Genomic DNA, 12,721 nt, shown 5'->3' with positions numbered 1-12,721 from the left:
CTGTAGCCCATAGCCCGTAGCTGCCGTTATAATCGCCCGGTTCACACGACCGGCAGCGCCCGGCCGTGCCCGCCACCCATCCGAGGGGCGCTGCAGCAAGCATGGCTTGTCAGGCTCGGATGGGGCGTTAACCACACGCATCAACGGCGCCCATTCGCAGACAACGAATGGAGAGCTTTTGTATGAGCGCTGCTTTTACCGACTATAAAGTCGCCGATATTTCCCTGGCGAACTGGGGCCGCAAGGAACTGATCATCGCCGAATCGGAAATGCCGGCACTGATGGGCCTGCGCCGCAAGTACGCGGCCAGCCAGCCGCTCAAGGGCGCGAAGATCCTCGGCTGCATCCACATGACCATCCAGACCGGCGTGCTGATCGAGACGCTGATCGCCCTCGGCGCCGAGGTACGCTGGTCTTCCTGCAACATCTTCTCCACCCAGGACCAGGCCGCCGCCGCCATCGCCGCCGCCGGCATCCCGGTGTTCGCCTGGAAGGGCGAGACCGAGGAAGAATACGAGTGGTGCATCGAGCAGACCATCCTCAAGGACGGCCAGCCGTGGGACGCCAACATGATCCTCGACGACGGCGGCGACCTGACCGAGATCCTGCACAAGAAGTACCCACAACTGCTCGAGCGCATCCACGGCATCACCGAGGAAACCACCACCGGCGTGCACCGCCTGCTCGACATGCTCAAGGCCGGCACCCTGAAAGTCCCGGCGATCAACGTCAACGACTCGGTGACCAAGAGCAAGAACGACAACAAGTACGGCTGCCGCCACAGCCTCAGCGACGCCATCAAGCGCGGCACCGATCACCTGCTCTCCGGCAAGCAGGCGCTGGTGATCGGCTACGGCGACGTGGGCAAGGGCTCGGCCCAGTCGCTGCGCCAGGAAGGCATGATCGTCAAGGTTTCGGAAGTCGACCCGATCTGCGCCATGCAGGCCTGCATGGACGGCTTCGAGCTGGTGTCCCCGTACAAGAACGGCATCAACGATGGCAGCGAGGCCAGCGTCGATGCCGCGCTGCTGGGCAGGATCGACCTGATCGTCACCACCACTGGCAACGTCAACGTCTGTGATGCCGGTATGCTCAAGGCCCTGAAGAAACGCGCCGTGGTGTGCAACATCGGCCACTTCGACAACGAGATCGACACCGCCTACATGCGCGCCAACTGGGCCTGGGAAGAGGTCAAGCCGCAGGTGCACAAGATCCACCGCACCGGCAAGGACGGCTTCGACCCGCACAACGACGACTACCTGATCCTGCTGGCCGAAGGACGCCTGGTCAACCTGGGCAACGCCACCGGCCACCCGAGCCGGATCATGGACGGCTCCTTCGCCAACCAGGTGCTGGCGCAGATCTTCCTGTTCGAGCAGAAGTTCGCCGACCTGCCGGCAGACAAAAAGGCCGAGCGCCTGACCGTGGAAGTGCTGCCGAAGAAGCTCGACGAGGAAGTCGCCCTGGAAATGGTCAAGGGCTTCGGTGGCGTGGTCACCCGGCTGACACCGAAACAGGCCGACTATATCGGCGTGAACCAGGACGGCCCGTTCAAGCCGGACGCTTATCGCTACTAAAAAGGCCGCTGGAGGCTAGAGGCTGGAATGCTGGACGAAAAAGCGCCGCCGGGTTGCCTTTCGTCCAGCCTCCAGCATTCAGCCTTCAGCGATTGAAGGACTACCGGGCCAACCTCTGGCCCGAAGCCCCCAGGATTTGCTTATGAGCTCCCCTGATCGCCGCTACAGCTTCGAATTCTTCCCGACCAAGACCGAGGCTGGACATGAAAAGCTGCTGGCCACCGCGAAACGGCTGGCCGGCTGCAACCCCGATTTCTTTTCCTGCACCTATGGTGCAGGCGGTTCGACCCGCGACCGCACGCTGAACACCGTGCTGCAACTGGATGGCGAGGTGAAGGTACCCACCGCGCCACACCTGTCCTGCGTCGGCGACAGCAAGGCCGAGCTGCTCGAACTGTTGAACCTCTATCGCGACAATGGCATCAGGCGCATCGTCGCGCTGCGTGGCGACCTGCCTTCCGGCATGGGCATGGCCAGTGGCGAACTGCGCCATGCCAACGAACTGGTGGAATTCATCCGCACGGAAACCGGCGACCATTTCCATATCGAGATCGCCGCCTATCCGGAAATGCATCCGCAAGCGCGCAACTTCGAGGACGACATCGCCAACTTCGTGCGCAAGGCCAGGGCCGGCGCCGACAGCGCCATCACCCAGTACTTCTTCAACGCCGACAGCTACTTCTACTTCGTCGAGCGCGTGCGCAAGCTGGGCGCGGACCTGCCGATCGTGCCGGGCATCATGCCGATCACCAACTACAGCAAGCTGGCGCGCTTCTCCGATGCCTGCGGGTCCGAACTGCCACGCTGGATTCGCAAGCAACTGGAAGCCTACGGTGACGATATCGAAAGTATCCAGGCCTTTGGCGAACAGGTGATCAGCGAAATGTGCGAGAAACTGCTGGCCGGCGGCGCGCCGGGCCTGCACTTCTACACCCTCAACCAGGCAGGTCCCAGCCTGGCGATCTGGAACAACCTGAAGCTGTCGAACTGAACGATTCACGGGCACGCCGGCTCCTACACTGTCGATACCGTAGGAGCGGGCTTGCCCGCGAATGCAGCACCACCGCCCCCAAAGATTTCGCGGCCAGGTTCCCGTACCTGGAGCAATGGCCGCGAAGCGCCGCCACAATGGACCCCACATGCCCGAACGCCTGAAGATCAATTCCACCCTCAGCCCCCGTGGCAGCCTGGAAATCCTTTCCCAACGCGAAGTCCAGCAATTGCGTGAAACCGGTAGCGGCAGCGTCTGCGACCTGTTCCGCCGCTGCGCCCTGGCGATCCTCAATACCGGCTCGCACAGCGACAACGCCAAGACCATTCTCGAAGCCTATGCGGATTTCGAAGTACGCATCCACCAGCAGGATCGCGGTATCCGCCTGGAACTGCTGAATGCCCCGGCCGACGCCTTCGTCGATGGCGAGATGATCGCCAGTACCCGCGAGATGCTGTTCAGCGCCTTGCGCGACATCGTCTATACCCAGAGCCAACTGGAACGCAAAGGCGCCGACCTGGACAGCTCGGAAGGCATCACCGACTACGTTTTCCAGTTGCTGCGCAACGCCCACACCCTGCGCAGCGGCCAGGAGCCGAAGATGGCAGTGTGCTGGGGCGGCCACTCCATCGGCATCGAGGAATACAAATACTCCAAGCGCGTCGGCCACGAACTGGGCCTGCGCGGGCTGGATATCTGCACCGGCTGCGGCCCCGGCGTGATGAAGGGGCCGATGAAAGGCGCCACCATCGCCCATGCCAAGCAACGCACCCAGCACGGGCGCTACCTGGGCCTCACCGAGCCCGGCATCATCGCCGCCGAAGCGCCCAACCCGATCGTCAACGAACTGGTGATCCTGCCGGATATCGAAAAGCGCCTGGAAGCCTTCGTGCGCGTCGGCCACGGCATCATCGTATTCCCCGGCGGGGTCGGTACCGCCGAGGAATTCCTCTACCTGCTCGGCATCCTCACCCACCCGAGCAACCATGAGCTGCCGTTCCCGCTGCTGCTCACCGGGCCGAAATGCGCCGAAGCCTACCTGCGCCAACTGCACACCTTCATCGGCGCCACCCTCGGCGAAGCCGCGCAGCAGCGCTACCAGGTAATCATCGACGACCCGGTCGAAGTGGCCCGGCAGATGACGGCCGGCATCCAGGAAGTCACCCGCTTCCGCCGTCGGCACGACGACGCCTTCTATTTCAACTGGCTGCTGAAGATCGACGAAGGCTTCCAGCGTCCGTTCGAGCCGACCCATGCCAACATGGCCAGCCTGCCGCTGACCCATGACCTGCCGCTGCACGAGCTGGCCGCCAACCTGCGCCGCGTGTTCTCCGGCATCGTCGCCGGCAACGTCAAGGAAAACGGCATCCGCCTGATCGAACAGCACGGCCCCTACCAGATCCAGGGCGACCCGGCGATCATGCGGCCGCTGGACGAACTGCTGCGCGCCTTCGTCGAGCAGCACCGCATGAAGCTGCCCGGCGGCAGTGCCTATGAGCCATGCTACCGGGTGGTCGGACAGGAGTAGGGCGGCGGCAAGCGGCAAGCGGCAAGCGGCAAGCGGCAAGCGGCAAGCATAATCAGTGTGAAAAGCCCCTGCGGAACCCTGTCAAGCTTTTCCTTGCCGCTTGCCTCTGCTCCCCGTCAGAAGCCGCCGCGACGCCGAGGCCGGTTACCCTTTCCGCCCCGGCCCGCGGCCTCTATCCTTGCCGCCTCTGGAGGTGGTTATGCAGATCTATAAAGTCGGTGGTGCCGTGCGCGACCGTTTGCTGGGCCGCGAAGTGAGCGAAGTGGACTGGGTGGTGGTCGGCGCCAGCGCCGAGGAGATGCTGGCCCAGGGTTTTCGCCCGGTCGGAGCGGACTTTCCGGTCTTCCTGCACCCACGCAGTGGCGAGGAATACGCCCTGGCGCGCACCGAACGCAAGAGCGGCAAGGGCTACGGCGGCTTCGTCTTCCACGCCAGCCCGGAGGTCACGCTGGAACAGGACCTGATCCGCCGCGACCTGACCATCAACGCCATCGCCGAAGACCCACAGGGCCGCCTGATCGACCCCTATGGCGGCCAGCACGACCTGCAGGCGCGACTGCTACGCCATGTCTCGCCAGCCTTCGCCGAAGACCCGTTGCGCGTGCTGCGGGTCGCCCGCTTCCTCGCTCGCTATGCGCCACTGGGCTTCAGCATAGCCCCGCCAACCCTGGCACTGATGCGCCAACTGGCCGACTCGGGCGAACTCTCGGCGCTGACCGCCGAACGCTGCTGGAAGGAAATCTCCCGCGCCCTGATGGAACCGCGCCCGGACCTGTTCATCCAGGCCCTGCGCGACTGCGGCGCCCTGCAGGTACTGCTGCCGGAGGTCGATGCGCTGTTCGGCGTGCCGCAGACGGCAACCCACCACCCCGAAGTGGACACCGGCGTCCACACCCTCATGGTGTTGCAGCAGTGCGCACGCCATGAGCAGCCCTTGAACGTCCGCTGGGCCTGCCTGCTGCATGACGTCGGCAAGGGCCTGACGCCGGAGTCGCAGTGGCCCCGGCATATCGCCCATGAACATCGCGGGATCGGGCTGGTGGAGGCCATCAACCAGCGCTACCGGGTTCCCCGCGAATGCGCGGAACTGGCGCTGCTGACGGCGGAACTGCACACCCACTGCCACCGCGCCCTGGAACTGAAGGCCTCGACCCTGCTGGAACTGCTGCAACGTTTCGACAGCTTTCGTCGCCCACAACGCTTCAGCGAATTCATCGCCGCCTGCGAAATGGACGCCCGCGGTCGCCTGGGACTGGAAGAGCGCCCTTACCCCCAGGGCGACTACTTGCTGCGGGCGGCCTCGACAGCCCGCGAAGTGGCGGCCCGGCCCCTGCTGGAACAGGGTTTCCAGGGCGCGGAACTGGGCAAGGCCATCGAGCGTGAAAGATTGCAACGCCTGCAACACTTTCGCGAACAGCAGCGCAGTGAGCGCGGCCAATGACCCCGCCAGCCAGGCCACTCGACAATCGCCCCGGCGCGGTTGCAACCACTATTTCCCCCGGGGTCTGTTGACGTTTCATCGCAAGCCGCGTTGTCGCGCCTTGCCTCGTGTAAAAACAGGCTCTTGCGTGGTCACGGCGAAACGTCAACAGACCCTGGCGCAACACAAGAAACCAAAAATGATACCTGATGCCTTCCCGCCTCGCTGATAGGCTATCAAGCAAAAGCCTGCAGAATAAAGATAACGATTTTTTGACGCCAAATTAGCGGCATTACGGCGCATATCCAGAAAATTCCCACATAGCGCAACAGCCGCTCGAACCAAGACCCCGGTATAACCTCGGAGACAGATGCTTGCGCCTATCGACTCGCCCCCTATCAAGGACTGGACGACGCTTCGGCCTGAGCCTGTTGTTCATCGGCTTGCTACAGATGCCTCTCATTTCCGCGGAAACCGCTCCGGACCAGGCCTTGCAACGAGGCGAGCAGGTCGCCCAGGTGGTCCAGGGCATCCTCGGCTACGCCCAGTGGCCCCACGCTCCGCAGCAATTGCGCCTGTGCATCGTGGCACCGACCCAGTATGCGGACATCCTGCTGGCCAGCAGGGCGCAAGAATCGCAGCGCCCGGTGCATAGCCGGCGCCTGCTGTTCGAAGACCCGCACCTGACCCACGCATGCGAAGCGGTCTATATCGGCATCCTGCCTGACGCGGCGCGCCAGCACCTGCTCGAGCGCCTGGTCGGGCGCCCCATACTCACGATCAGCGAAAGCGCCGACTCCTGCGGCGAAGGCAGCCTGTTCTGCCTGTATGTGACGGACGAATCGACCTCCTTCAAGGTCAATCTGGATGCGGTGGCCCGCAGCGGCCTGAAGATCCATCCACGGGTCCTGCAACTGGGCAAGCGACTCCGGGAGCAGCCATGAACCGCAGACGGACGCCCTCCTGCGCGCCCCGGCTGCCGCTGCATCAACTGCTGCAGCGTGCCCAGTTGTTCAGCCTGCTGCCGGCCATCGGCCTGACCTTCCTGTCGCTGACCGTGACCGGGCTCCTGGCATTGAGCAGCTATGCCGAACACAACCTGCAACTGCTGGCACGCTCCCTGTCCTACACCCTGGAGGCGGCAGTGGTCTTCAACGACAGGGCGGCCGCCCATGAGAGCCTGGAACAGATCGCCACCGCCTCCGAGGAAATCGCCGAAGCCAGGGTGCTCGACCGCAACGGCAAGCTGCTCGCCGACTGGAGCAATCCCGACGACAGGCCCGCCCGGCACATCGAACGCAGCGTCGCCAACCTGCTCATGCAGCAGCCACTGACGCTCCCCATCACCCACCAGGGTAAGGTCATCGGCGAACTGCAATTGAGCAGCCAGGGCAGCGCCCTGACGCGCTTTCTCGGCAACGGCCTGCTCTCCCTGCTGGCCTGCCTGCTGCTCAGCATCCTTATCACCCTCTATGGCTCGCGCCGGATGCGCAAAGCCATCATGACCCCGCTGCGCCGCCTGTCCGAAGTCGCCCACGCGATCTCCCGCGACCGTACCTTCGAACAACGCGTGCCGACTTCCCGCATCCTGGAACTCGACGAACTGGCGGGGGACTTCAACAGCCTGCTCGACGAGCTGGAGACATGGCAGAACCACCTGCAACGGGAAAATGCCTCGCTGTCGCACCTGGCCAGCCATGATGCGCTCACCGGGCTACCCAACCGGGCACTGTTCGAAACCACCCTGGCCCGCACCTTGCGCGAGAGCCTGGCGAAGGATCACAAGTGCGCCGTATTGTTCATCGACTGCAACCGTTTCAAGGAAATAAACGACAACCTCGGCCATAGCGCGGGCGACGCCGTTCTCGTCGGCATCGCCAAGCGCCTGCGCCTGCAGTTGCGCGCAGGCGACCTGGTCGCCCGCCTGGGCGGGGATGAGTTCGCCATCCTGCTCAAGACCGTGCATGACGCGCATGACGCGCTGGACGTTGCCGACAAGATCCTCGAAAGCCTGCAACAACCCCTGCCCTTACCCGACGACAGACAACTGATGGCGTCCCTGAGCATCGGTGTCGCGCTCTGCCCCGAACATGCCAGCGACCCGCAGACGCTGATACACACGGCGGACCTCGCCATGTATCACGCCAAGCAGCACCGGAGCGGGCGGCACCTCGCACCGCCTCGCCGACACGGACAACACTGAAAGGAGATACATCATGGGTAACGCGCTACGCCTCATCGCCCTGCTCGGCATCATTCTGCTGAGCGGTTGCCAAAGCACACCACCCACCGGCCTCAGCGCCGAACAGATTGCCGTGCTCAAGCAGCAGGGGTTCGTCTGGACCGAGGACGGCTGGGAGTTCGGGCTGCAGGGCAAGGTGTTGTTCGACACCGACTCGGAACACCTTTCCCACGACAGCCAGCAACTGATCGCGCGCATCACCAATGCCCTGACCGGGGTCGGCATCGACGACATCATCCTCGAAGGCCATACCGACGATCAGGGCCGCCCAAGCTACAACGAACAGCTCTCCCGCCGCCGCGCCCAGACCGTCGCCGATGCGATGATCGGCAACGGCATGCGCGAGCAGGCGATCCAGATACGCGCCATGGGCCAGAGCAAACCCATAGCCAGCAACCAGACCGCCGCAGGGCGTAGCGAGAATCGCCGCGTAGTGATCATCGTCGGGGCGCCCTGAACCCTATTCGGGACACTCACCCAGCAGTTCAACCGGCGTCAGCTCGCCCCCCCGCCAGCGGAAAGGCACTGGCCACAGGCTCTGCTCGATACGCGCCGCCTGCCACAGTTCGGCAAAGGTCCGGCCATCACCGGGGTGCGGCACCTCTGGCGCCAGCAGCGCCAGGGGCCAGAGCACGAAGGCATTGCGCAGGATCTCAGCGCGCGGCAGCACCAGTCCGTTGAAATCGCCGTGCAGATCACCAAACGTCAGCACGTCGATATCCAGGGGCAACCCCTTGCGGTCCGGTGCATAGCGACCATTGTCGGCTTCGATGAATTTCAGCCGACGGTCGAGCTCCATCAACTCGGACTCGCAATGCCCGATGACCACCAGGTTGTAGAAATTGTCCCCTTTGTAGCCCACCGCCAGGCTCTCGAAGACCGGTGAGCAGCGCATATCGACCAGCAGCGAGGAAAGCGCATCCAGGCCGGCCGTCAGGTGTTTTTCGCGCTCGGCATTGCTGCCCAGCCCGAGCAGGACCGGCGTCAGCGACATCCGCGTTCGATCTCCACGCCAAGCCCGCGCACCCTGGGATTGACCCCGGGCTTGATCACCCGCAGGCGCATCCAGGGAATGCCGAACTCCTCCATCAGACAGGCGGCCAGGCGCTCGGCGAAGGTTTCCACCAGCTCGAAGCGCGAAGCCTGGGCGAACCCATCTATGCGGGCGATCACCCGGGCATAATCCAGCGCCTTGTCCAGCTCATCGTCCTGCGCCGCCGGACGGATATCCCAGCCCAGGGCGAGATCCAGATGCAGGCACTGGCGTATGCCCCGCTCCCAGTCGTAGGCGCCGATCAGGGTATCGACCTCCAGCCCCTCGATAAATACTGTATCCAACTCAACTCTCCTGCGGCACGACAAGCATGCGGCACATCGCTAGACTCAGAGGCTCCCCGCCTCGGATGGACCCTATGTTCTGGCTCCTGACACTGCTCGCCTACCTGCTCGGTTCGCTGTCATTCGCCATCCTGCTCAGCCGCCAGGCCGGCATGCCGGACCCACGCGCACTCGGCTCGGGCAACCCCGGCGCCACCAACATGCTGCGCGTGGCCGGCAAGCGGCTGGCGCTATGGACCCTGCTCGGCGACCTGCTCAAGGGGTTACTGCCCGTGCTGCTCGCCGCCCGGCTGGAACTCTCGCTCCAGCAACAGGCCTGGGTCGGCCTGGCGGCGGTGTGCGGGCACCTCTACCCCCTCTACTTCCGCTTCCGTGGCGGCAAGGGCGTCGCCACCTCGGCCGGCGCGCTATTCGGACTCTACCCACCTGCGGCCTTGCTGGCGATCAGCGCCTGGCTGCTGACGTTCCGCCTGACCCGCACCAGTTCCCTGGCCGCCCTCACCGCACTGCCCGTCTGCCTACCCCTGCTCGCCTGGCAGCAACCCGAGGCCCTGCTGCCCATAAGCCTGCTGGCCAGCCTGATCGTCTGGCGCCATCGCGGCAACCTGCACGATCTGCTGGCCGGCCGCGAACGGCACTTCTAGAGGAACAGCGGCAAGCTGCAAGCTGCAAGCAAAAGCCGCGCTCACTCGCAGCTCGGTAATTCATCCATTGGCCAGCGGGCCCGCACACTGATCTCCGGCCCATCGTGCTGCCCGGCGAGCAAGCGCTGGCAGCCGGCATAGGCGATCATCGCACCATTATCCGTACAGAAGCGCGGCCTGGCATAGAACACCTTGCCACCCAGCTCGCCCAGCATTTTTTCCAGCGCCTGGCGCAACGAACGGTTCGCACTCACACCGCCGGCGATCACCAGGCTCTGCAAACCAGTCTGCTTGAGTGCGCGGCGGCACTTGATGAGCAGCGTCTCGACCACCGCCTGCTGGAAGGCCAGGGCGATATCGCAGCGCGTCTGCTCGCCATCATCGCCGCTCGCCCGGCACTGCTGCCAGGTATTGAGGGTGAAGGTCTTCAAACCGCTGAAACTGAAATCCAGGCCGGGACGGTCCGTCATCGGCCTGGGAAAGGTGAAACGACCCGGCCTACCCCGCTCGGCCAACGCCGCGATCTCGGGGCCGCCGGGGTAGCGCAGCCCCATCAGCTTGGCGGTCTTGTCGAAGGCTTCGCCCGCGGCATCATCCACCGACTCGCCAAGCAACTGGTACTGGCCGACACCCTCGACCCTGACCAGTTGCGTATGCCCACCGGAAACCAGTAGCGCCACGAATGGAAAGACCGGCGGATGCTCTTCCAGCATCGGCGCCAGCAGATGCCCTTCCATATGGTGCACACCCACCGCCGGTACCCCCCAGGCGAACGCCATGGCCTGGGCGCAGGAAGCCCCCACCAGCAAAGCGCCGACCAGCCCCGGCCCCGCCGTATAGGCGATCGCCTCGATATCCGCCGGAAGCCGCCCGGCCTCATGCAGAACCTGGCGAATCAAAGGCAACATGCGCTTTACATGGTCACGCGAAGCCAGCTCGGGCACTACACCACCATAGACGCGATGCAGGTCGATCTGGCTGAACAGCGCATCGGCCAGCAGGCCCTGCTCACTGTCGTAAAGCGCGACGCCGGTCTCGTCGCAGGATGTTTCCAACCCCAGCACCAGCATGGGTCCGAACCTTTCTAGGGAAGCGAATGAAGCCGCGCATATTAATCGCCCAGGTCACGCCCCGGCCAGCGCTTTCACTCACAGGCTTTGCATTCCTGGCGATGAAAAGGTAACATCCGCACCCCTGAAAACCAGCGTGCTTACGAGTCATTTGCCGAAGCGCGTTGCAACCGGTAATCAAGTGAAGGTAAGTCCTGGATGCCCAACGTAAAAGTTAAAGAGAACGAACCCTTCGACGTCGCTCTGCGTCGTTTCAAGCGTTCTTGCGAAAAAGCCGGTGTTCTGGCCGAAGTCCGTAGCCGCGAGTTCTACGAAAAGCCGACTGCCGAGCGCAAACGCAAGGCTGCCGCGGCAGTCAAGCGTCACGCCAAGAAAGTCCAGCGCGAACAGCGCCGCAGCGTTCGCCTGTACTGATACGGCGCGACTGACTGCACCAGAGCCCGGCCCGCCGGGCTTTGTTTTTCGATGGGACTCCGCTTCGCCGAAGGCGAATGACCGGAGTCTTTTTCGTTCCCGCCCGAAATATGGCAAGCGTATCCTGTTCCCCATGGCCGGCCTGATCCCACAATCCTTCATCGACGATCTGCTCAACCGCTCCGATATCGTGGACGTGGTCAGCTCGCGCATCCAGCTGAAGAAGGCCGGCAAGAACTACATGGCCTGCTGTCCTTTCCACAAGGAAAAGACCCCCTCCTTCAGCGTCAGCCCGGACAAGCAGTTCTATTACTGCTTCGGCTGCGGTGCCGGCGGCAACGCCCTCGGCTTCATCATGGACCACGACAACCTCGAATTTCCCGAGGCTGTCGAAGAGCTGGCGCGCCGCGCCGGAATGGAAGTCCCGCGCGAGGAAAGCGGCCGTGGCAACCGCCCGCGCCAGCCGACCGACTCGCCACTCTACCCCCTGCTCGCAGCCGCCACAGACTTCTATCGCCAGTCGCTCAAGAGCCACCCGGCACGCAAGGCCGCCATCGACTACCTCAAGGGTCGCGGCCTGTCCGGGGTCATCGCACGCGACTTCGCCCTCGGTTTCGCGCCACCCGGCTGGGACAACCTGATGAAGCACCTGGGTGGCGATGCATTGCAGCAGAAAGCCATGATCGATGCCGGCCTGCTGATCGAGAACGCCGACAGCGGCAAGCGCTATGACCGCTTCCGCGACCGCATCATGTTCCCCATCCGCGACAGCCGCGGTCGCGTGATCGCCTTTGGCGGACGGGTACTGGGCGACGACAAGCCCAAGTACCTCAACTCGCCGGAAACCCCGGTGTTCCACAAAGGCCAGGAACTCTATGGCCTGTACGAAGCCAGGCAGGCCAACCGCGACCTCGACGAAGTCATCGTGGTGGAAGGCTACATGGACGTCATCGCCCTGGCCCAGCAAGGCCTGCGCAATGCCGTGGCCACACTCGGCACAGCGACCAGCGAAGAACACCTCAAGCGCCTGTTCCGCCTTACCCCCAGCGTGCTGTTCTGCTTCGACGGCGATGCAGCGGGCCGCAAGGCCGCCTGGCGCGCCCTGGAAGCCACCCTGCCGAGCCTGCAGGATGGCCTGCGGGCGCGCTTCCTGTTTCTGCCCGAAGGCGAAGACCCGGACAGCCTGGTCCGCGCCGAAGGCCATGAAGCCTTCCTCGCCCGCATCCAGCAGCAGGCCCAGCCACTGGCCGACTACCTGTTCCAGCAACTGGCCGAAGAAGCCGATCCTCGCTCCCTTGAAGGCAAGGCACACCTGGCCACACTGGCAGCCCCGCTGATCGACAAGGTGCCCGGCAGCAACCTGCGCGCCCTGATGCGCCGGCACCTCAAGGAACTCACCGGCCTGGAAGGCGAAACCGCGCCAGCCCCCTCCGCCACGGAAAACGATAGCCAGCCTTACCCCGATTACCACGACACGGCATTCCCGCCCTCCGCCCC

General features: G+C 64.1%; 13 protein-coding genes and 1 riboswitch. Of the genes, 10 read left to right on the top strand and 3 right to left on the bottom strand.

The genetic code is table 11. The features are described 5' to 3' along the window. The first annotated feature begins 76 nt into the window (after positions 1 to 76). Positions 77 to 159, top strand: a riboswitch (S-adenosyl-L-homocysteine riboswitch). A gap of 23 nt (positions 160 to 182) precedes the next feature. From ahcY to yfiB, 7 genes are all read left to right on the top strand, one after another. Beyond that, positions 183 to 1,577, top strand: a complete 1,395-nt coding sequence (ahcY, locus tag DNJ95_RS16735; RefSeq protein WP_242673813.1) for an adenosylhomocysteinase — start codon at positions 183 to 185, stop codon at positions 1,575 to 1,577. Between the two features lie 142 nt (positions 1,578 to 1,719). Then, positions 1,720 to 2,568, top strand: a complete 849-nt coding sequence (gene metF, locus DNJ95_RS16730; RefSeq protein WP_131185869.1) for a methylenetetrahydrofolate reductase [NAD(P)H] — start codon at positions 1,720 to 1,722, stop codon at positions 2,566 to 2,568. 148 nt (positions 2,569 to 2,716) lie between these two features. After that, entirely contained in the window at positions 2,717 to 4,096 is a 1,380-nt protein-coding gene (gene ppnN, locus DNJ95_RS16725; protein WP_131185868.1) for a nucleotide 5'-monophosphate nucleosidase PpnN, read from the top strand. Between the two features lie 199 nt (positions 4,097 to 4,295). After that, on the top strand, positions 4,296 to 5,537 hold the full coding sequence (locus DNJ95_RS16720) for a multifunctional CCA addition/repair protein (protein WP_131185867.1): 1,242 nt from the start codon (positions 4,296 to 4,298) through the stop codon (positions 5,535 to 5,537). A gap of 431 nt (positions 5,538 to 5,968) precedes the next feature. Continuing rightward, on the top strand, positions 5,969 to 6,460 hold the full coding sequence (gene yfiR, locus DNJ95_RS16715) for a regulatory sequestration protein YfiR (protein WP_242671976.1): 492 nt from the start codon (positions 5,969 to 5,971) through the stop codon (positions 6,458 to 6,460). After that, positions 6,457 to 7,719, top strand: a complete 1,263-nt coding sequence (dgcN, locus tag DNJ95_RS16710) for a diguanylate cyclase DgcN/YfiN (protein WP_131185866.1) — start codon at positions 6,457 to 6,459, stop codon at positions 7,717 to 7,719. The genes yfiR and dgcN overlap by 4 nt, the downstream gene beginning before the upstream one ends. 13 nt (positions 7,720 to 7,732) lie before the next feature. Continuing rightward, on the top strand, positions 7,733 to 8,215 hold the full coding sequence (yfiB, locus tag DNJ95_RS16705) for an outer membrane lipoprotein YfiB (RefSeq protein WP_131185865.1): 483 nt from the start codon (positions 7,733 to 7,735) through the stop codon (positions 8,213 to 8,215). Positions 8,216 to 8,218: 3 nt separating this feature from the next. On the opposite strand, the gene folK is transcribed toward yfiB, so the two are convergent. After that, positions 8,219 to 8,752, bottom strand: coding sequence for a 2-amino-4-hydroxy-6-hydroxymethyldihydropteridine diphosphokinase (gene folK, locus DNJ95_RS16700; protein WP_131185864.1), 534 nt, complete (start codon positions 8,750 to 8,752; stop codon positions 8,219 to 8,221). Then, positions 8,743 to 9,096: a dihydroneopterin aldolase gene (folB, locus tag DNJ95_RS16695; protein ID WP_131185863.1), complete on the bottom strand. Its 354-nt coding sequence runs from the start codon at positions 9,094 to 9,096 to the stop codon at positions 8,743 to 8,745. Before folB ends, folK begins: the two co-directional genes overlap by 10 nt. 74 nt (positions 9,097 to 9,170) lie before the next feature. Here folB and plsY point away from each other — a divergent pair, with 74 nt between their 5' ends. Then, on the top strand, positions 9,171 to 9,740 hold the full coding sequence (gene plsY / locus DNJ95_RS16690) for a glycerol-3-phosphate 1-O-acyltransferase PlsY (RefSeq protein WP_131185862.1): 570 nt from the start codon (positions 9,171 to 9,173) through the stop codon (positions 9,738 to 9,740). A 41-nt stretch (positions 9,741 to 9,781) separates the two neighbouring features. On the opposite strand, the gene tsaD is transcribed toward plsY, so the two are convergent. Continuing rightward, complete coding sequence (tsaD, locus tag DNJ95_RS16685; RefSeq protein ID WP_131185861.1) at positions 9,782 to 10,810, bottom strand: tRNA (adenosine(37)-N6)-threonylcarbamoyltransferase complex transferase subunit TsaD; 1,029 nt, start codon at positions 10,808 to 10,810, stop codon at positions 9,782 to 9,784. Between the two features lie 198 nt (positions 10,811 to 11,008). On the opposite strand from tsaD, the gene rpsU reads away from it, so the two are divergent. Both rpsU and dnaG read left to right on the top strand, forming a co-directional pair. Further along, the gene (gene rpsU, locus DNJ95_RS16680) at positions 11,009 to 11,224 is read left to right on the top strand and encodes a 30S ribosomal protein S21 (RefSeq protein ID WP_003283508.1); all 216 of its coding nucleotides are present in this window, start codon (positions 11,009 to 11,011) and stop codon (positions 11,222 to 11,224) included. A 133-nt stretch (positions 11,225 to 11,357) separates the two neighbouring features. Continuing rightward, a partial coding sequence (dnaG, locus tag DNJ95_RS16675) for a DNA primase (RefSeq protein ID WP_131185860.1) occupies positions 11,358 to 12,721 on the top strand: 1,364 nt, incomplete at its 3' end.

The organism is Stutzerimonas kirkiae (assembly GCF_004327335.1).
Taxonomy (GTDB): Bacteria; Pseudomonadota; Gammaproteobacteria; order Pseudomonadales; family Pseudomonadaceae; genus Stutzerimonas; species Stutzerimonas kirkiae.
Note: the sequence above shows the minus strand (reverse complement) of the source record. Positions and strands in the feature narration are given on the sequence as shown.

Bases quoted from the DNA above. Each gene is read 5' to 3' on its own strand.
- ahcY (WP_242673813.1), top strand. From the start codon at position 183: ATGAGCGCTGCTTTTACCGACTATAAAGTCGCCGATATTTCCCTGGCG.
- metF (WP_131185869.1), top strand. From the start codon at position 1,720: ATGAGCTCCCCTGATCGCCGCTACAGCTTCGAATTCTTCCCGACCAAG.
- ppnN (WP_131185868.1), top strand. From the start codon at position 2,717: ATGCCCGAACGCCTGAAGATCAATTCCACCCTCAGCCCCCGTGGCAGC.
- DNJ95_RS16720 (WP_131185867.1), top strand. From the start codon at position 4,296: ATGCAGATCTATAAAGTCGGTGGTGCCGTGCGCGACCGTTTGCTGGGC.
- yfiR (WP_242671976.1), top strand. From the start codon at position 5,969: ATGCCTCTCATTTCCGCGGAAACCGCTCCGGACCAGGCCTTGCAACGA.
- dgcN (WP_131185866.1), top strand. From the start codon at position 6,457: ATGAACCGCAGACGGACGCCCTCCTGCGCGCCCCGGCTGCCGCTGCAT.
- yfiB (WP_131185865.1), top strand. From the start codon at position 7,733: ATGGGTAACGCGCTACGCCTCATCGCCCTGCTCGGCATCATTCTGCTG.
- folK (WP_131185864.1), bottom strand. From the start codon at position 8,752: ATGTCGCTGACGCCGGTCCTGCTCGGGCTGGGCAGCAATGCCGAGCGC.
- plsY (WP_131185862.1), top strand. From the start codon at position 9,171: ATGTTCTGGCTCCTGACACTGCTCGCCTACCTGCTCGGTTCGCTGTCA.
- tsaD (WP_131185861.1), bottom strand. From the start codon at position 10,810: ATGCTGGTGCTGGGGTTGGAAACATCCTGCGACGAGACCGGCGTCGCG.
- rpsU (WP_003283508.1), top strand. From the start codon at position 11,009: ATGCCCAACGTAAAAGTTAAAGAGAACGAACCCTTCGACGTCGCTCTG.